This window comes from Coleofasciculaceae cyanobacterium (assembly GCA_036703275.1).
GTDB lineage: Bacteria > Cyanobacteriota > Cyanobacteriia > Cyanobacteriales > Xenococcaceae > Waterburya.
Genome location: DATNPK010000098.1, coordinates 112,264 through 128,305, shown reverse-complemented (window position 1 = coordinate 128,305; position 16,042 = coordinate 112,264). Strand labels below are relative to the sequence as shown.

26 protein-coding genes are annotated in these 16,042 nt (G+C 41.1%); all 26 read left to right on the top strand.

Going from position 1 to position 16,042, the window contains the following annotated elements:
- The first annotated feature begins 20 nt into the window (after positions 1-20).
- The 26 genes from rplP to V6C71_21555 all read left to right on the top strand — a co-directional run bounded on the left by rplP (position 21) and on the right by V6C71_21555 (position 15,960).
- A complete protein-coding gene (rplP, locus tag V6C71_21680) occupies positions 21-440 on the top strand; it encodes a 50S ribosomal protein L16 (GenBank protein ID HEY9771071.1) in 420 nt (139 codons plus the stop codon).
- Position 441: 1 nt separating this feature from the next.
- Entirely contained in the window at positions 442-657 is a 216-nt protein-coding gene (gene rpmC / locus V6C71_21675) for a 50S ribosomal protein L29 (GenBank protein HEY9771070.1), read from the top strand.
- Between the two features lie 3 nt (positions 658-660).
- A complete protein-coding gene (gene rpsQ / locus V6C71_21670; GenBank protein HEY9771069.1) occupies positions 661-909 on the top strand; it encodes a 30S ribosomal protein S17 in 249 nt (82 codons plus the stop codon).
- 36 nt (positions 910-945) lie between these two features.
- Entirely contained in the window at positions 946-1,314 is a 369-nt protein-coding gene (gene rplN / locus V6C71_21665) for a 50S ribosomal protein L14 (GenBank protein ID HEY9771068.1), read from the top strand.
- Entirely contained in the window at positions 1,315-1,662 is a 348-nt protein-coding gene (gene rplX, locus V6C71_21660) for a 50S ribosomal protein L24 (GenBank protein HEY9771067.1), read from the top strand. It begins immediately after the preceding gene.
- Between the two features lie 81 nt (positions 1,663-1,743).
- Complete coding sequence (rplE, locus tag V6C71_21655) at positions 1,744-2,289, top strand: 50S ribosomal protein L5 (GenBank protein HEY9771066.1); 546 nt, start codon at positions 1,744-1,746, stop codon at positions 2,287-2,289.
- 36 nt (positions 2,290-2,325) lie between these two features.
- Positions 2,326-2,727 carry a 30S ribosomal protein S8 gene (gene rpsH / locus V6C71_21650; GenBank protein ID HEY9771065.1) on the top strand — a complete coding sequence of 134 codons (402 nt, stop codon included), beginning with the start codon at positions 2,326-2,328 and terminating at the stop codon, positions 2,725-2,727.
- A 20-nt stretch (positions 2,728-2,747) separates the two neighbouring features.
- Positions 2,748-3,287 (top strand): 50S ribosomal protein L6, encoded by a 540-nt coding sequence (gene rplF / locus V6C71_21645; GenBank protein ID HEY9771064.1) that lies wholly within the window; start codon positions 2,748-2,750, stop codon positions 3,285-3,287.
- Between the two features lie 5 nt (positions 3,288-3,292).
- A complete protein-coding gene (gene rplR / locus V6C71_21640) occupies positions 3,293-3,640 on the top strand; it encodes a 50S ribosomal protein L18 (GenBank protein ID HEY9771063.1) in 348 nt (115 codons plus the stop codon).
- Positions 3,641-3,664: 24 nt separating this feature from the next.
- Positions 3,665-4,195, top strand: a complete 531-nt coding sequence (rpsE, locus tag V6C71_21635; GenBank protein HEY9771062.1) for a 30S ribosomal protein S5 — start codon at positions 3,665-3,667, stop codon at positions 4,193-4,195.
- 140 nt (positions 4,196-4,335) lie between these two features.
- Positions 4,336-4,785, top strand: coding sequence for a 50S ribosomal protein L15 (gene rplO / locus V6C71_21630; GenBank protein HEY9771061.1), 450 nt, complete (start codon positions 4,336-4,338; stop codon positions 4,783-4,785).
- A gap of 107 nt (positions 4,786-4,892) precedes the next feature.
- Positions 4,893-6,221 (top strand): preprotein translocase subunit SecY, encoded by a 1,329-nt coding sequence (gene secY / locus V6C71_21625; GenBank protein ID HEY9771060.1) that lies wholly within the window; start codon positions 4,893-4,895, stop codon positions 6,219-6,221.
- A gap of 80 nt (positions 6,222-6,301) precedes the next feature.
- Positions 6,302-6,859: an adenylate kinase gene (locus V6C71_21620; GenBank protein HEY9771059.1), complete on the top strand. Its 558-nt coding sequence runs from the start codon at positions 6,302-6,304 to the stop codon at positions 6,857-6,859.
- A gap of 165 nt (positions 6,860-7,024) precedes the next feature.
- A complete protein-coding gene (infA, locus tag V6C71_21615; protein ID HEY9771058.1) occupies positions 7,025-7,249 on the top strand; it encodes a translation initiation factor IF-1 in 225 nt (74 codons plus the stop codon).
- Positions 7,250-7,340: 91 nt separating this feature from the next.
- Complete coding sequence (gene rpmJ / locus V6C71_21610) at positions 7,341-7,457, top strand: 50S ribosomal protein L36 (protein HEY9771057.1); 117 nt, start codon at positions 7,341-7,343, stop codon at positions 7,455-7,457.
- Positions 7,458-7,540: 83 nt separating this feature from the next.
- Positions 7,541-7,924, top strand: coding sequence for a 30S ribosomal protein S13 (rpsM, locus tag V6C71_21605; GenBank protein HEY9771056.1), 384 nt, complete (start codon positions 7,541-7,543; stop codon positions 7,922-7,924).
- 48 nt (positions 7,925-7,972) lie between these two features.
- Positions 7,973-8,365: a 30S ribosomal protein S11 gene (gene rpsK / locus V6C71_21600; protein HEY9771055.1), complete on the top strand. Its 393-nt coding sequence runs from the start codon at positions 7,973-7,975 to the stop codon at positions 8,363-8,365.
- 102 nt (positions 8,366-8,467) lie between these two features.
- Positions 8,468-9,454 carry a DNA-directed RNA polymerase subunit alpha gene (locus V6C71_21595; protein HEY9771054.1) on the top strand — a complete coding sequence of 329 codons (987 nt, stop codon included), beginning with the start codon at positions 8,468-8,470 and terminating at the stop codon, positions 9,452-9,454.
- A gap of 35 nt (positions 9,455-9,489) precedes the next feature.
- Positions 9,490-9,840, top strand: a complete 351-nt coding sequence (gene rplQ / locus V6C71_21590) for a 50S ribosomal protein L17 (GenBank protein HEY9771053.1) — start codon at positions 9,490-9,492, stop codon at positions 9,838-9,840.
- A gap of 51 nt (positions 9,841-9,891) precedes the next feature.
- Positions 9,892-10,689, top strand: a complete 798-nt coding sequence (gene truA, locus V6C71_21585; protein HEY9771052.1) for a tRNA pseudouridine(38-40) synthase TruA — start codon at positions 9,892-9,894, stop codon at positions 10,687-10,689.
- A gap of 43 nt (positions 10,690-10,732) precedes the next feature.
- Positions 10,733-11,185, top strand: coding sequence for a 50S ribosomal protein L13 (rplM, locus tag V6C71_21580; protein ID HEY9771051.1), 453 nt, complete (start codon positions 10,733-10,735; stop codon positions 11,183-11,185).
- Between the two features lie 3 nt (positions 11,186-11,188).
- A complete protein-coding gene (gene rpsI, locus V6C71_21575) occupies positions 11,189-11,596 on the top strand; it encodes a 30S ribosomal protein S9 (GenBank protein HEY9771050.1) in 408 nt (135 codons plus the stop codon).
- Between the two features lie 155 nt (positions 11,597-11,751).
- Positions 11,752-11,994, top strand: a complete 243-nt coding sequence (gene rpmE / locus V6C71_21570; GenBank protein HEY9771049.1) for a 50S ribosomal protein L31 — start codon at positions 11,752-11,754, stop codon at positions 11,992-11,994.
- A gap of 111 nt (positions 11,995-12,105) precedes the next feature.
- Positions 12,106-13,215, top strand: a complete 1,110-nt coding sequence (gene prfA, locus V6C71_21565; GenBank protein HEY9771048.1) for a peptide chain release factor 1 — start codon at positions 12,106-12,108, stop codon at positions 13,213-13,215.
- Between the two features lie 286 nt (positions 13,216-13,501).
- The gene (locus V6C71_21560; protein ID HEY9771047.1) at positions 13,502-14,644 is read left to right on the top strand and encodes a SpoIID/LytB domain-containing protein; all 1,143 of its coding nucleotides are present in this window, start codon (positions 13,502-13,504) and stop codon (positions 14,642-14,644) included.
- 161 nt (positions 14,645-14,805) lie between these two features.
- Complete coding sequence (locus V6C71_21555) at positions 14,806-15,960, top strand: glycosyltransferase (protein ID HEY9771046.1); 1,155 nt, start codon at positions 14,806-14,808, stop codon at positions 15,958-15,960.
- Positions 15,961-16,042 lie beyond the last annotated feature (82 nt).

Genomic DNA, 16,042 nt, shown 5'->3' with positions numbered 1-16,042 from the left:
GTTAGCAAAATATTACTATTATGCTTAGTCCCAGAAGAACGAAATTTCGTAAACAACATCGAGGTCGCATGAGAGGGATGGCTTATCGCGGCAACACCCTAAATTTCGGTGATTATGCTCTTCAAGCTACAGAACCTTCTTGGATTACTGCCCGCCAAATTGAGGCCGCACGTCGAGCGATGACGCGCTATGTCAAACGTGGCGGTAAAATTTGGATTCGGATTTTCCCAGACAAACCCGTTACGATGCGGCCGGCTGAAACCCGTATGGGTTCTGGTAAAGGCTCTCCTGAGTTTTGGGTAGCAGTAGTCAAACCAGGCAGAGTTATGTTTGAAATGGCTGGGGTTCCAGAAGATATAGCTAAAGAAGCAATGCGCCTAGCAGCCCAGAAGCTACCGATCAAGACTAAATTTATCACTCGTGACGAGGATTATAAGTAATATGGCTCTACCAAAGATTGAAGATGCCAGAAAGTTGAGTGAGGAAGAATTGGCAGAAGAAATTCTAGCGGTTAAGCGAGAACTATTTCAGTTAAGGCTGGAGCAAGCCACTCGACGCTTAGAGAAACCTCATCTGTTTAAACACGCTAAACATCGCATGGCTCAATTACTCACTGTAGAACGCGAGCGTGAAATCACTGCTGCAAAAGGAGAATAAATTATGGCAGTAAAAGAAAGAGTTGGAGAAGTAGTCAGCGACAAAATGGATAAAACCATTGTTGTAGCTATTGAAAACCGTTCTCCTCACCCAAAGTACGGCAAAATTGTCGTCAGAACTAAAAAATACAAAGTACATGACGCAGAAAACCAATGCAAAATTGGCGATCGCGTGCGGATCAAAGAAACTCGCCCCTTAAGCAAAACCAAACGCTGGACGGTCGAGGAAATTATTGAATCCAGACAATCTTAATTCTTATCAACCTAATTTCCCTGGTCGAAGTCAATCATGATTCAACAACAGACCTATTTAAATGTCGCTGATAACAGTGGTGCACGCAAACTAATGTGTTTGCGCGTAATTGGCAAAGGAAACAGTCCTTATGCCTTTATCGGTGATGTCGTAGTGGCAGTAGTCAAAGACGCTTTACCTAATATGGGCGTAAAAAAGTCCGAAGTTGTTAAAGCGGTGATCGTCAGAACTAAACAGTCAGTCAATCGCCCTAGTGGCATGAGCATTCGTTTCGACGATAATGCTGCGGTGATTATTAACGAACAGGGTAGCCCAAGAGGCACTCGCGTCTTTGGTCCTGTGGCAAGAGAATTAAGAGAGAAAAACTTTACCAAGATAGTCTCTTTAGCTCCAGAGGTAATATAAATGGCTAAACCGAAAGGCGCACCTACCCGCTACAAACTGCATGTGAAGAAAGGAGACACTATTCAAGTGATCTCTGGACGAGATAAAGGCAAGGTAGGAGAAATATCAAGAGTAATTCCCAAAACTAGTCAAGTAGTTGTTGAGGGGGTTAATGTGCGTACTAAGCACGTCAAACCTCAACAAGAAGGAGAATCGGGTCAGATAGTGACTTTTGAAGCTCCGATTCACAGCTCTAATGTAATGCTTTATTCCAATAAAGAAAAGACCGTAAGCCGTGTCGGGTATACCTTTACTGAAGACGGTCGCAAGGTGCGAATGCTCAAAAAAACTGGCGAGATTATCGATTAGTTTTCAAGCCTTCAGCGTCGGAAAAATTTAAATTTTTTAACCTTATAGTTTCCTGACCAAGCCCAGGAAAATCTTACCATCATGCCCAAATCACTAAAACAAAAATATTCAGAGGATATTGTCCCCAAGCTGACAGAACAGTTTAACTTTAGTAACGTTCACGAAGTACCACGACTAGTCAAAATTGTCATCAACCGAGGTTTAGGCGAAGCATCACAAAATGCCAAAGCACTTGAATCTTCGATTAATGAATTAACCGTGATTACAGGACAAAAGCCCGTAGTTACCAGAGCCAAAAAAGCGATCGCTGGATTTAAAATCCGTGAAGGAATGCCAGTAGGAGTCATGGTGACTCTTCGCGGTGCCAAAATGTATGCTTTCCTAGAACGATTGATTGCCTTGGCTCTACCGCGTATTCGTGACTTTCGGGGAATTAGTCCTAAAAGCTTTGACGGTCGGGGCAACTACAGTTTAGGCGTTAGAGAACAATTAATGTTCCCTGAGATTGACTACGATAGCATCGATCAAATTAGAGGGATGGATATTTCTATCGTCACTTCGGCAACAAACGATGAAGAAGGGCGATCTTTGCTCAAAGAAATGGGAATGCCTTTCCGCGACAATTAACGTTATCTGCGTATTTAAAACATAAAATAGGAAATAATGGCAGCAACCGATACTATTTCAGATATGCTGACCCGCATCCGTAATGCCTGCATGGTCAAGCATCAAACCACCCAAGTTCCTTCAACTCGCATGACTCGTGCTATTGCTCAAGTATTGCAAAGCGAAGGTTTTATCGAAAGTTTTGAGGAAACAGGGTCAGACCCCAAAAAATTTATTGAAATTTCCTTGAAATATAAAGGCAGAAATCGCCAACCAATTATTAGTACCCTCAAGCGGGTCAGTAAACCAGGACTGAGAGTTTACTCAACAAAAAAAGATATTCCTCGCGTTCTCGGGGGCATTGGTATTGCGATCGTTTCCACATCTCGTGGAGTAATGACAGATAGGGAAGCCCGCAGTCAAGGAGTTGGCGGTGAAATTCTTTGTTACGTTTGGTAATTTAATAGGAGAAGTAAATTATGTCTCGTATTGGCAAACTGCCGATTCCAATTCCCGATCAGGTAAGCGCGCAAATCTCAGGACAACACGTTACGATCAAAGGACCCAAAGGTACTTTAGAACGAGAAATTCCTCAACCAATTGAAGTTAAACAAGAGGGAGACACAATCTTGGTTAACCCAACCAATGACTCTCGTATTGGTCGCCAACGTCATGGTTTGTGCCGTACCCTAGTCGCCAACATGGTAGATGGAGTATCTAAAGGATTTCAAAAACGCCTTTTGATTCAGGGTGTTGGTTATAGAGCACAAGCTCAGGGTAAAAAGCTAACTCTTAACGTTGGCTATAGTAAGCCTGTTGAAATGGAAATGCCTGATGGCATTGACGTGACTGTTGAAAACAAGAATACCGAAGTCATTGTTAGTGGCAATAGTAAAGAAGTAGTGGGCAACGTTGCTGCCAGAATCAGAGCAGTAAGACCCCCCGAACCTTACAAAGGAAAAGGAATTCGCTACTTTGATGAGCAGGTAAGACGCAAGGCTGGTAAGACAGGTAAGTAGAAATTATGAAGCTTTCACGCAAAGAATCCGTAAAACGCCGTCATCGACGGGTACGCAAAAAAGTTAGCGGTACTCCCGAACGCCCTCGTTTGTGTGTTTTCCGTTCTAACAATCATATTTATGCTCAAGTTATTGACGATGTAGCACAGCAGACTTTGGTAGCAGCATCTGATTTTAATCTCGAATCTAATGGTGCTACGTGCAAAACTTCAGCCGAAGTTGGCAAGCTAGTTGCTCAAAAAGCTTTAGAAAAAGGAATTGCTAAAGTAGTTTTTGATAGAGGTGGCAACCTTTATCACGGCAGAGTCAAAGCTCTAGCTGATGGAGCTAGAGAAGCTGGCTTGGATTTCTAAATCAAAATATCAAGGATAATAACTATGGCTAAATCCAATAAGTCGCGCAACAAAAGTCGCGCCAAAGAAAAAGACTCTGCTTGGCAAGAGCGAGTGGTGCAAATTCGTCGGGTCAGCAAAGTAGTCAAAGGTGGTAAAAAACTAAGCTTCCGTGCCATTGTCGTAGTAGGTAACGAAAAAGGACAGGTTGGAGTAGGTGTTGGCAAAGCGGCTGATGTTATCGGAGCAGTGCGTAAAGGTGTTGCCGATGCTAAAAAACAATTGGTTGAAGTATCTCTAACCAAAGCTAACTCAATTGTTCATATCACCAACGGTATAGCTGGTGGTGCCAAAGTATTTATGCGTCCTGCTGCTCCTGGTACTGGAGTAATTGCTGGTGGTGCGGTTCGTACCGTACTAGAACTGGCTGGAGTTAAAAATATTTTGGCAAAACAACTGGGTTCTAATAGTCCTTTAAATAACGCTAGAGCAGCGATTGACGCTTTGGCTAGCCTGCGTACTTTTGCAGAGGTTGCTCGGGAAAGAGATATTTCAATCGAACAGCTGTACGCTTAAAAAAGCTATAAGCCATAAGCTATAAGCCATAAGCTATAAGCTTGTTGATTGGTGTATATTCTTGGTTTCGAGCGAGAATAAGCCACCTACCTCAAAACAGCTTCAGTTTTACTTTCCCTTTTATAGTTTGGAGAAAACAGATGAAACTAGAAAATCTCAGCCCAAAAGAGGGTTCAAAAAGACGAAAACGCAGAGTTGGTCGTGGTATTGCAGCTGGACAGGGTGCTAGCTGTGGTTTTGGCATGCGCGGTCAAAAGTCTCGTTCTGGTACAGGAACAAAGGCAGGTTTTGAAGGCGGTCAAATGCCCCTTTATCGCCGAGTCCCTAAACTAAAGCATTTTCCCCTAATCAACCAAAAGCATTACACCATTATTAATGTCGAAGCTTTAGAATCGTTGCCTGCTAACACAGAGGTTACTTTAGGTTCTTTACTTGAAAACGGTATTCTTACTAGTAATGATGGTCCGCTCAAGATTTTAGGCAATGGTGAATTAAAAGCAGCATTAAATGTTAAAGCAGCAGCATTTACTAAAAGCGCCGTCCAGAAAATAGAGGCTGTTGGTGGTACCTGTGAAGTTATTGCCAAGTAAGCATTCACGATTGGTATATCATGAGGAGCAGGGGTAAAAAATTAAATTTATATAATATTTCTCCGTAAACAACTTTTTAGTACCAAGCATATAAGAGGTAAACCTGTATGGTTAGAGAAAAAACTCCGTCAGCACAGGAGACTTTTTTACAAATGGCACAGGCAGCTGGTCTTAGAGGCAGGCTGCTGGTTACCATTGGTCTTTTGATATTAGTCCGTTTAGGAGTATTCATTCCTGTTCCAGGAATTGACCGAGAACTTTTTGGCAATTTTATCGATAATTCGGGTAATGCCTCAATAGTTGGCTTTTTAGACATCTTTACTGGCGGTGGTATTTCTGCTCTCGGGATTTTTGCACTGGGCATCTTACCTTTTATTAATGCCTCAATTATTATGCAGTTGTTAGCAACTGCGATACCGAGCTTAGAAGATTTACAAAAGAATGAAGGGGAAGCGGGAAGACGTAAAATAGCTCAAATAACTCGTTATGTTGCTCTCGGTGGAGCAATTATCCAAAGCTTTGGTATTACTATGGGCTTACTGGTTAATAACGGCATAATTGAGAAGAGCATATTTCCTATTGCTGAAACAGTACTGGCTTTAACTGCTGGCTCAATGTTTGTCATGTGGATTTCCGAGCTAATTACTGAAAAAGGTATTGGCAATGGAGCGTCTCTACTAATTTTTGTCAACATTGTAGCTGTCTTGCCCAAGACTTTGGGTAACACTATTGAGTATGCACAGAGTGGTGGTAGAGAAGCGATCGCTCAAGTGGTAATTTTGCTCCTAGTCTTTTTGACCATGATTGTCGGGATTGTCTTTATTCAGGAAGGAACACGCCGTATTCCAATTATATCTGCCCGTCGTCAGGTAGGTAGAAGAGTATATCGCGAAAGAAGCAATTATCTTCCTTTAAGACTAAACCAAGGCGGAGTAATGCCAATTATTTTTGCTTCTTCTGTGTTGTTTTTACCAGCTCAACTGATTGGATTTTTACCTGGAGAGGGAGCGGTTAAAAATGTATTTACTCAAATTGCTACCGCAATTCAGCCAGGGAACTGGGCTTATATTCTGGTTTATTTGGTTTTGATTCTATTTTTTAGCTACTTTTATGCTTCTTTAATTGTCAATCCTGTCGATATGTCTCAGAACCTCAAAAAAATGGGTGCGTCAATTCCTGGAATAAGACCAGGTAAGGCAACCAGCGCTTATTTAGAAAAAGTTCTTAATCGTTTGACTCTTTTAGGAGCAATATTCCTTGGTTTAGTGGCGACGATTCCTACTCTGGTAGAAAGTGCTATTCCTGCGGGAACAACGGTTTTTAGTGGTTTTGGGGCAACATCTTTGCTAATTTTAGTGGGGGTAGCAATTGATACTGCTAAGCAAATACAAACCTACGTTATTTCTCAACGTTATGAAGGAATGGTTAAACAGTAGTTTTGCCGTATAAAGACAATGGCTAGCCAAAGGCTAACTCTTGGCTGCCAATTATATAACCTTAATTTCAATAAGTTGATATGGCAAAGCGATTAATATTCCTTGGTCCTCCTGGTGCGGGCAAGGGAACTCAAGCTCAGATAATAGCCGAAGATCGACAAATACCTCATGTATCTACTGGAGATATTCTGCGCGCAACTGTTGCCCAACAAACCCCTTTGGGTAAACAAGCCAAGGATTACATGAATCGAGGTGAACTTGTTCCTGACGCTCTAATTTTGAACTTAATCCAAGACCGTCTTTCTTCTGATGATACTTTTAACGGCTGGATATTAGATGGGTTTCCCCGAAACGTTAATCAAGCTGCATTTCTAGAGGAGCTATTAGCTAAATTAGATCAAAATGCTGACTGTGTTCTGAATCTGCAAGTACCAGATGAAGTCCTCGTATTAAGATTATTAGCAAGAAAGCGCAAGGATGATACAGAAGAGACTATTCGTCGTCGCTTAGAAGTTTATCATCAGGATACCGTGCCAGTGATAGATTTCTATCAAAAAAAGAAAATACTCGAAACTATTGACGGTAATCAAACCATGGAAAAGGTAACTAAGCAATTAAGTGAAGTCATTTCATCATAGTTTTTAGGCAAACAACCTCCCGAATATATCAGTATATTACGATATAAAGTGGACAAAAAAGGTAATAATTGTAATGCTGTGTCGAAAAATTTAGACAATTTGCTCGGTGAAACGATAAACAGCTATTGCCGTTAACTATTGATCAAGAAGTAGCGGAGATAAATATTGGCTAAACAAGATTTAATTGAAATGGAAGGGACTGTTACAGAATCTCTTCCTAATGCGATGTTTCGCGTCGATCTGGATAATGGCTTTAACGTCTTAGCTCATATTTCAGGTAAAATTCGGCGAAATTATATCAAAATTCTACCAGGCGATCGCGTCAAAGTCGAGTTAACACCTTATGATTTGACTAAGGGTAGAATAACCTATCGTCTCAAAAACAAGTAACCAGTTTGTCAAAAAGCAAATCTTTAGCTATTTGACACACAAACCAAATGATTGATACAATTATAGGCTTGCAATGTGGCCAGAGTAAGGCATGAAAGTTAGACCATCAGTAAAAAAAATGTGCGAAAAATGCCGTGTCATTAAGAGGCGCGGTCGAGTAATGGTGATTTGTAGTAGTAATCCCAAGCATAAGCAACGCCAGGGATAATTGTCTATAGTCATCTGACCAAGATTAATTTAAGCAGCAAACGAAGCAAAACAAGCAACAAAACAACTTAGGGAGTAAATAACGTGGCAAGGATTTCTGGCGTAGATCTTCCTCGTGACAAGCGTGTGGAAATCGCGCTTACCTACATTTTTGGCGTAGGCTTATCACGGGCACAGCAAGCGATCGCCGAGACTGGAGTCAATCCAGACACAAGAGTTCGGGATCTATCTGATGAAGATGTAACTAAGCTAAGAGCATATGTTGAAGATAACTATCAGGTTGAAGGCGACTTAAGACGCTGGGAAGCAATGAATATCAAGCGCTTAGCTGATATTGGTACCTATCGTGGTCGTCGCCACCGTATGGGGTTACCTTTAAGAGGTCAAAGAACTCGTACTAATGCTCGTACCAGAAGAGGCAGACGATTAACTGTGGCTGGTAAGAAAAAAGCCCCTGGCAAGAAGTAAACAGCTAAAATTCATATCTAACCATAATTACATCACAACAAAAGTAACATGGCGCAACCAAAAAGAAGAAGCAGCGCAAAGAAAAATAAAAAAAATGTTCCCAATGGTGTGGCACATATTCAGTCCACTTTTAACAACACTATTGTCACAATTTCTGATACTCGAGGAGATGTAATATCTTGGTCTTCGGCAGGAGCTAGCGGTTTTAAAGGAGCCAAAAAAGGGACTCCCTTTGCTGCTCAAACAGCAGCCGACAGTGCAGGACGAAGAGCTATGGATCAGGGAATGCGCCAGGTAGAGGTAATGGTTAGCGGACCTGGTGCTGGTCGAGAAACAGCGATTAGAGCTTTACAGGGTGTTGGGCTAGAAATCACTTTAATACGTGATGTTACGCCAATACCACATAATGGTTGTCGTCCACCTAAACGACGCAGAGTATAGCTTTGAAGCAATCAGCAAAAGTTAGTAAGTTGTAGCTAAATGATGCAACTATTTTTATTGTGATTTACCAGATCGCTTGTCGAATAAGAGGGAGAGCAGCCTGTGGCGCAATTTCAAATTGAATGTGTAGAGTCTAAAACCCTAAAAAATCAACATCAATACAGTAAGTTTATCCTAGAACCTTTAGACCGTGGTCAAGGAACTACCCTGGGCAATGCCTTGAGGAGAGTACTGCTGTCAAATTTAGAGGGTGCAGCCGTTACCGCGATCCGTATTGGTGGAGGTATGGCAAAGGATGAAAGCAAGCAAGAACATAAGTTTGGCTTTGCGACTCATGAATTTGCCACGATTGAGGGAGTAAGAGAGGACGTTTTAGAGATTATTCTCAATATGAAAGAAATAGTTCTCAAAAGCTATACCAATCAGCCTCAAATAGGTCGCTTAGTGGCAACTGGACCTGGAACGGTTACTGCTGCACAATTTGAATTGCCCTCCGAAGTGGAGACGGTAGATTCTAATCAGTATGTAGCAACTATTGCCGCCGGTACTAGCCTAGAAATGGAATTTAGGGTTGAAAGAGGCAAAGGTTATCGTGCGGTTGAAAGAGGTAAAGAAGAGGGAAGTTCTTTGGACTTTCTGCAAATAGATGCTGTATTTATGCCCGTCACTAAGGTCAATTATAGCGTTGAAGATGCGCGAGTTGATGGTTCAGGTATCCGCGAACGCCTAATTATGGAGATTTGGACTAATGGTAGTATTAAACCAGAGGAAGCCTTGTCTCAAGCGGCGGGAATTGTGGTTGAATTGTTCAATCCTTTAAAAGATCTTACTTTAGAAGAAATTCAAGACGAGTATCAAGAGGACGAAGATCCAACTAGCCAAATTCCTATTGAGGAATTGCAGTTGTCGGTTAGAGCCTACAACTGTCTAAAACGGGCACAGATTAACTCAGTTTCTGACTTGCTTGATTATACCCAAGAAGACCTCTTAGAAATCAAAAATTTCGGTCAAAAATCAGCAGACGAGGTAATAGAAGCCTTGCAGCAACGCTTGGGAATTACCCTAGCTCAAGAAAAGTCAGGTAAGTAAGCATATATAAACAGTATTAGTATCAAATATTAATCATGCGACATCGATGTAAAGTCAAAATGCTGGGGCTACCAGCAGACCAAAGGAAAGCCTTGTTGCGATCGCTGGCAACAGAAATTATTCGTCATGGTCAAATTAAAACTACTCAAACGCGTGCCAAGGCAGTACGCAGCGAAGTAGAAAGAATAATTACTTTAGCCAAGAATGGTTCTTTAGCTTCTAGAAGACAAGCTTTAAGCTATATCTATGATAAAGATTTAGTCAGCGAGTTATTTAAAGCCGTAAACGAACGCTATAGTAATCGCAGTGGGGGCTACACTCGCATCGTGAGAACTAAACGCCGTCGTGGTGATAATGCCGAAATGGCAATTATCGAGTTAGTTTAAGTAGATACTAGATGAATGGTTATAAACTGCCAATCTCAATCAAAGCATCTTATGAGGGTAGCTTTATTGATTCAATATCTAGGAACAAACTTTCATGGCTGGCAAAAGCAACCAAACCAAGTTAGCGTTCAAGGATGTATTGAACAAGCGATCGCTGATATTACTGGCTTTCCTGTAAATATTTATGGTGCAGGAAGAACTGACTCGGGGGTTCATGCAGCAGCTCAAGTCGCGCACTTTGGCTATCAAGGTCCAATTCCAGCTGGTAAGTGGGCTAAAATTATTAACGCGAGACTGCCAGAGGATATAGTAGTAATAGCTTCGGCTCAAGTTTCCGATAATTGGCATGCACGTTTTTCGGCTAGGTGGCGGCGTTACCGCTACACAATATACACCGATAAACGCCCCAATGTGTTTGTTAATCAAACCTGCTGGCATTATTATCAGTCTGTATTGCAAGAATCTTTAATTCAGGCAGCTTTAAAACCTTTGATCGGGGAACATGATTTTGCCGCTTTTAAAAGATCTGGTTCAGATCGAGCAGATTCGAGCGTAGAAGTACAGGCTGCCGAATGCTATCGGCAAGGAGAATTTTTGCACTTAGAAATTCAGGCAAACAGTTTTTTGTACGGTATGGTACGTCTGTTGGTAGGGATGCTGGTAGAGGTCGGAGTAGGCAAAAGAACGCCTGAAAACTTTACCAACATCTGGCAAACCCAGTGTCGCTCCGAGGTCAAATATTCTGCTCCTGCAAAAGGGCTTTGTCTATTGAGGGTCGGCTATCGGGAGTTTCCTTTTGCTCAATCTCTATGGTTTGACACCCAGCCTAATTTCCACCTAGCTCGGTGAACCTCATTTATTTAAAATAATTCACAAAATATTATTACGAAACATGAATAAAACTCCCCTGCCAACCCTAGAAACTCTCGAACAGAAGTGGTACGTTATTGATGCCGAAGAGCAACGCTTGGGTCGTTTAGCTACGGAAATAGCGATGATCTTGCGAGGAAAAAACAAGCCTAGCTTCACTCCACATATGGATACTGGAGACTTTGTAATTGTTATTAATGCCGAAAAAGTCGTGGTTACGGGTAGAAAAAACGAACAGAAACTATATCGTCGTCACTCTGGTAGACCAGGGGGCATGAAAACTGAAACTTTCGACCAGTTACAGCGGCGAATTCCTGAACGCATTGTTGAAAAAGCTGTCAAGGGAATGCTGCCGAAAAACGCTATGGGACGCAAGCTATTTACCAAGCTTCGAGTTTATACAGGCTCCGATCATCCTCATACGGCTCAGACTCCTGAAACCATCATTATTAACACTATTCCCAAGAGGAACTAAAACATGGAAGGAACACAAGATAAAGTAGTATATTGGGCAACAGGTCGCCGTAAGTCAGCGATCGCAAGAGTTCGTTTAGTGCCTGGAGAAGGTAAGCTCATAGTCAATAATAAACCTGGAGAAGACTATTTCAATCGTATTCCCAGCTATTTAATGGCTATTAAAGGTCCTTTGGAAACATTAGGCTTCGAGAGTGAGTATGATGTTTTGGTCAACGCACATGGTGGTGGTCTAACAGGTCAAGCCGATGCTGTGAAGTTAGGTGTAGCTAGAGCATTATGTAAGCAAGATCCTAACAATCGCCAACCTTTAAAAATAGAAGGTTATCTAACCCGCGATCCCCGCTGTAAAGAACGGAAGAAATACGGTTTGAAGAAAGCGCGAAAAGCTCCTCAGTTCTCCAAACGATAGGTTTTTTTAGCTATCAGCTTTTAGCCATTAGCTCTTAGCTAAGCAATTAAGTATAAATGATTTTTCAACTGGCTCATTTGCGGCTGTAAACGTAATGAAGCTGCAAATTATTTAATGGCTATTTATATAAAGCAATTTTTTGAGGAAACTAAACAATGCCTAAACCTGAAATTCATCCAACCTGGTATCCAGATGCCAAAGTTATTTGTAACGGCGAAGTTGTAATGACCGTAGGTTCAACCCAGCCAGAAATTAACGTTGATGTTTGGTCTGGAAATCATCCCTTTTACACAGGTACGCAAAAAATTATTGATACTGAAGGACGAGTCGATCGCTTTTTACGTAAATACGGTATGCTCGATTCCAATAGTGAATCTGAATCCAACGCAGAAAAATAGCCATTTTATCCAAAATCTCTGCCCAGTAGTTAGCTTTTATTAACTACTGGGTTTGTTGTATATCGATAAATTTTCCTGAGATAATCACCCTAGTTTGATAGGAGAAAACCAATGGCAGAAGCATATTTACTAGATAAACTTAAATCGGTAGAACAAACTTTCCAGGAACTTACTCATCGTTTGGCAGATCCAGATATTGCTACCAATCCTGATGAACTACAGAAAATAGCTAAAGTCCGTTCTTCTTTGGAAGAAACTGTAATAACTTATCAACAATGGCAAGAAGCAACTAAACAATTATCTGGAGCTAAGGAAATACTTAAAGAAGCTGACGATCCTGAGATGAAAGAGATGGCTAGCATGGAAGTTAGCGAGCTAGAAGCACAAATTGAACAGCTAGAGGCTAAGCTTAAAATTTTACTCTTACCCAGCGATCCTAATGATGATAAAAATATTATGTTAGAAATTCGCGCGGGAACAGGAGGAGACGAAGCTAGTATTTGGGCTGGTGATTTAGTGCGTATGTATTCTAGATATGCCGAAGAGCAAAATTGGAAAGTAAGTCTTCTCAGTGAATCGGCAGCAGATATGGGTGGTTTTAAAGAAGCTATCTTAGAAATTACAGGAGATTCTGTATACAGCAAGCTAAAGTTTGAAGCCGGAGTACATCGGGTGCAGCGAGTACCCCAAACCGAAGCTGGAGGAAGAGTTCATACCTCTACTGCTACCGTTGCGGTGATGCCAGAAGTAGACGAAGTGGAAGTAGAGATCGATCCAGGGGATATTGAGCTTAAAACGGCTCGTTCTGGCGGTGCTGGAGGACAAAACGTTAACAAGGTAGAAACTGCCGTAGATTTAATTCATAAGCCCACAGGAATTAGAATCTTTTGTACTGAGGAGCGATCGCAACTACAAAACCGCGAACGAGCGATGCAAATTCTGCGAGCGAAACTATATGACATCAAGTTGGCAGAACAAAAGCAAGAAGTCAGAGGTTTAAGGCGATCGCAAGTGGGAACAGGCGCGCGTTCGGAAAAAATTCGTACCTACAATTACAAAGATAACCGCATTACCGATCACCGTCTGGGTCAAAATTTTCCTTTAGCCAATTCTTTATCAGGAGACATTGATGTCATGATTCAATCTTGTATTTCTCAAGATCAGCAAGAAAGACTAGAGGAATTAGCACAATCCCCTAATACTGCCGAAGCTCTAAATTAGAACCAATTACCAAACTAGAGATTATGGCTCAGGCTAATCTTTTTGACTGAGTTAAAATTATCTCACGGTCAGAAAACCCATGCTGTTAAAAGTCACAGAAATTGCAGTTCTTCCAGGGCAAACAGTAGTGCTGGATAAACCTTAGCTGTGATGTATTTGTGGCGCTCCTAGAAAATATAGATATTTCCCCCCCCCAGAAAAATTGTCGAAATTTCTATTGTCATCAGCGATAAAATACCGCAATATATTGATGGCGATCTTTTCTTAAGGAATAGGTATCAAGAAAATGACATTCACCAACCTCAAATCAATTAATTTTATTACTAAATCTAAATTTTTAAACTATAAAAGCCACTGGATCTTCTCTTTATTTATTTGGTTATTATTTGTCTTCCCTGCTCAAGCTATCGAATTAAAAGTAGCGATTAAAAAAGAGGTTTCTAGTGTTAAAATAGGTAGTTCCACTACTGCTATAGTCAGAGACGGTGCTGGAAAGCAGCTAGGCCAACTTACTCCAATGTCCTCTTTAGCAGCCAAGCTTAAAGGGAAGACGATCGCAATTAATGATCGTGTTGGTGCAGGTGAATTAATTATTGAGCCTCAAAACAATGGTTATGTTTGGATTGGCGATCGCTGGTATCGGGGCAAAACTCGTCTAATTCGTCAGGACAATAGTATTACTGCGATTAATAATGTCGATTTAGAACAATATTTATATAGCGTAGTCGGTGCTGAAGCAATTTCTACTTGGCCGATCGAAGCTTTAAAAGCACAGGCTGTAGCTGCTCGTTCCTATGCTCTTTATAAGCACAATACGTCTAATGGTATTTATGATGTGGACACAACCATTGGTACTCAGGTTTATCATGGTTTAGATAGCGAATACACTACCACTCATGAAGCGGTTGATGGCACGTTAGGTCAAATTATGACCTACAACAACGAAGTAATTTTAGCAGCTTTTCATTCTTCTTCTGGAGGGTATACGGAGAATGTTGAGGATGTCTGGACTGCTCCTTTACCCTATCTAAGAAGCGTAGTCGATTATGACCAGAAGTCTCCCGTGTTCGAGTGGCAACAGGTAATTCCTGTCAGTAAAATTCAAAGTTTAGTAGCTGGTGTCGGTAGAATTAGCGGTTTACAGCCTGAAAAAATGACTCCTCATGGTCGAATAATTACCATGAAAGTTACAGGCGATCGCGGCACTACTACTGTTAGCGGTAAAAATCTACGCCAAGCCCTTGACCTCCGAAGCACTTTATTTCGTGTCTCTACTGACGGCAATAATCTTCAGATCAAAGGTCGTGGTTTTGGGCATGGACTAGGCCTAAGCCAGTGGGGTGCTTATTTTTTGGCACAGCAGGGAGTAAATTATCATCAAATCTTAGCTCACTATTATCAGAATGCTAATTTAACCAAATTGAATTAAGGTTTGGTGATTGTCAAAGAACAAGCAGGGCTTAAAACTATATCTCAAGCAATAGGCTTGAGATACTAAATGAAGCGATAGCAAATACGGCAAAAAAAATGTAACATTATTGAACGTTATTTTCTGAAAGCTCGAACACAAAACTGTAAGGTCTTTTGACAATGCCTAGTAATTTTTCTTCTGTAGATGCAGACCAATCGCCACGTATTCTGGTTGTTTCTGTTCGTGGATTTCGTTTTCAAGCAGCAAATTGCTGTATCTATGAACTTGAAGATTTGCTGACAGATTTAGAACTGGCGCAATTACATACTCCGATCCCCAATCGGGGGTTTGATATTGCGCAGAAGGTTTACCGTACAGCAAAATATTTAGGTTCTTCTAATAAGTTGGCTATTAATATTGCCCCTTTTCCTGCTCAAGAGTTAGTCTTGGAACATGAGTATGACCTGCTATTTGCGGTATTAGATAATCCTTGGCAGTTCCATTTATTAGAATCAATTAAAGGATGGCGTGATAAGTGTCGTCATACCGCTTGCTTTATTACCGAGATGTGGCAACCCGATCTAAAAATACAACGGTTATTTAAAGAGCCTTGGTCGAATTTTGATCGGGTTTTTTTAGGAGTAACTCAGTGTGTAGAAGAATTAAGCAAATTAATTGAGCCTCCTGTAACTTATATTCCTCCTGCTGTTGATACTCTTAGGTTTTCTCCCTATCCTAATCCTCCTCAGCGTTTGATTGATGTTTCTTATGTAGGAAGGCGAGCGCCTGATATTCATCAATCTTTGATCGAAAGAGCAGCCCAAAATAATTTCTTTTATTACCACGATACGCTCAAAGGAAAACTAGAGATTGGTAATCCCAGAGAACATCGAATCTTGTTAGCTAATTTGTTCCAAAGAAGTCGTTACAACATTACTAATTACGCCAAATTTGACTCTACTGAAGAAACTGGCGGAACTCAAGAAATTGGCTATCGCTTTTTTGAAGGGGCAGCAGCAGGAACGGTAATGGTAGGAATGCCACCGGCTGGATCAGCTTTTCCTCACTACTTTGATTGGGAAGATCCGATTATTAAAGTTGATTTATTAGGAACAGACGTAGTTGATGCGATCGCTGAACTTGACGCCCAACCCGAAAGATTAGCTCGAATTAGTCGCACAAACGTTGCCAATTGTTTACTCAAGCATGATTGGTCTTATCGTTGGCGAGATATGCTGGCGACTTTTGACCTCAAACCCAGTTCGGCAATGGTTGCCAGAGAAAAATATTTACACCAATTGGCTCTAAGTATTTTGGCTGAGATTGATACTTAGTATTTGACTATTAATGATTAATTATTGGTGTTCGAGCTAAATTAATTTGAATATTGGTTAGAAGTAACTCTGTTTGTAGACA

What these genes read in the sequence shown, in the direction of transcription:
- rpsH (HEY9771065.1), top strand. Translation starts at nt 2,326, where the DNA reads ATGGCAGCAACCGATACTATTTCAGATATGCTGACCCGCATCCGTAAT.
- rplQ (HEY9771053.1), top strand. Translation starts at nt 9,490, where the DNA reads ATGCGACATCGATGTAAAGTCAAAATGCTGGGGCTACCAGCAGACCAA.
- rpsQ (HEY9771069.1), top strand. Translation starts at nt 661, where the DNA reads ATGGCAGTAAAAGAAAGAGTTGGAGAAGTAGTCAGCGACAAAATGGAT.
- V6C71_21620 (HEY9771059.1), top strand. Translation starts at nt 6,302, where the DNA reads ATGGCAAAGCGATTAATATTCCTTGGTCCTCCTGGTGCGGGCAAGGGA.
- rpsI (HEY9771050.1), top strand. Translation starts at nt 11,189, where the DNA reads ATGGAAGGAACACAAGATAAAGTAGTATATTGGGCAACAGGTCGCCGT.
- rpsK (HEY9771055.1), top strand. Translation starts at nt 7,973, where the DNA reads ATGGCGCAACCAAAAAGAAGAAGCAGCGCAAAGAAAAATAAAAAAAAT.
- rplR (HEY9771063.1), top strand. Translation starts at nt 3,293, where the DNA reads ATGAAGCTTTCACGCAAAGAATCCGTAAAACGCCGTCATCGACGGGTA.
- prfA (HEY9771048.1), top strand. Translation starts at nt 12,106, where the DNA reads ATGGCAGAAGCATATTTACTAGATAAACTTAAATCGGTAGAACAAACT.
- rplO (HEY9771061.1), top strand. Translation starts at nt 4,336, where the DNA reads ATGAAACTAGAAAATCTCAGCCCAAAAGAGGGTTCAAAAAGACGAAAA.
- rpmJ (HEY9771057.1), top strand. Translation starts at nt 7,341, where the DNA reads ATGAAAGTTAGACCATCAGTAAAAAAAATGTGCGAAAAATGCCGTGTC.
- V6C71_21555 (HEY9771046.1), top strand. Translation starts at nt 14,806, where the DNA reads ATGCCTAGTAATTTTTCTTCTGTAGATGCAGACCAATCGCCACGTATT.
- rplX (HEY9771067.1), top strand. Translation starts at nt 1,315, where the DNA reads ATGGCTAAACCGAAAGGCGCACCTACCCGCTACAAACTGCATGTGAAG.
- rplM (HEY9771051.1), top strand. Translation starts at nt 10,733, where the DNA reads ATGAATAAAACTCCCCTGCCAACCCTAGAAACTCTCGAACAGAAGTGG.
- secY (HEY9771060.1), top strand. Translation starts at nt 4,893, where the DNA reads ATGGTTAGAGAAAAAACTCCGTCAGCACAGGAGACTTTTTTACAAATG.
- rpsE (HEY9771062.1), top strand. Translation starts at nt 3,665, where the DNA reads ATGGCTAAATCCAATAAGTCGCGCAACAAAAGTCGCGCCAAAGAAAAA.
- truA (HEY9771052.1), top strand. Translation starts at nt 9,892, where the DNA reads ATGAGGGTAGCTTTATTGATTCAATATCTAGGAACAAACTTTCATGGC.
- rpmE (HEY9771049.1), top strand. Translation starts at nt 11,752, where the DNA reads ATGCCTAAACCTGAAATTCATCCAACCTGGTATCCAGATGCCAAAGTT.
- rplP (HEY9771071.1), top strand. Translation starts at nt 21, where the DNA reads ATGCTTAGTCCCAGAAGAACGAAATTTCGTAAACAACATCGAGGTCGC.
- rplE (HEY9771066.1), top strand. Translation starts at nt 1,744, where the DNA reads ATGCCCAAATCACTAAAACAAAAATATTCAGAGGATATTGTCCCCAAG.
- V6C71_21560 (HEY9771047.1), top strand. Translation starts at nt 13,502, where the DNA reads ATGACATTCACCAACCTCAAATCAATTAATTTTATTACTAAATCTAAA.
- rplF (HEY9771064.1), top strand. Translation starts at nt 2,748, where the DNA reads ATGTCTCGTATTGGCAAACTGCCGATTCCAATTCCCGATCAGGTAAGC.
- rplN (HEY9771068.1), top strand. Translation starts at nt 946, where the DNA reads ATGATTCAACAACAGACCTATTTAAATGTCGCTGATAACAGTGGTGCA.
- rpmC (HEY9771070.1), top strand. Translation starts at nt 442, where the DNA reads ATGGCTCTACCAAAGATTGAAGATGCCAGAAAGTTGAGTGAGGAAGAA.